Here is a 212-nt window from a genome sequence, read left to right as displayed (position 1 = left end):
CTCCCCCGCGTCCGCCGTCTTCAAATCCGCGAACACCAGCTTGTCCGGATGCGCCGCCTTCACCGCCGTCACCGCCGCAATCCCCGCCGACTTCACCAACGGCGTCCCCAGCTCCAAAATATCCACCTCCCCCGCCACCTGACGCGCCAACGCCAACGCCGAACCCACATCCAGCACATCCAACGCAACCTGCAACCGCACAACAAACTCCT

At 64.6% G+C, this 212-nt stretch carries 1 protein-coding gene; it reads right to left on the bottom strand.

The window, feature by feature from the left end; genetic code table 11:
* A partial coding sequence (locus WA670_RS45160) for an orotidine 5'-phosphate decarboxylase / HUMPS family protein (protein ID WP_336162332.1) occupies positions 1 to 212 on the bottom strand: 212 nt, incomplete at both ends.

Source organism: Amycolatopsis sp. VC5-11 (assembly GCF_037034185.1).
In the GTDB taxonomy this organism is placed as follows: Bacteria; Actinomycetota; Actinomycetes; order Mycobacteriales; family Pseudonocardiaceae; genus Amycolatopsis; species Amycolatopsis nivea.
The sequence above is the reverse complement of the archived record's forward strand: the minus strand, read 5'-3'. Positions and strand labels throughout refer to the sequence as shown.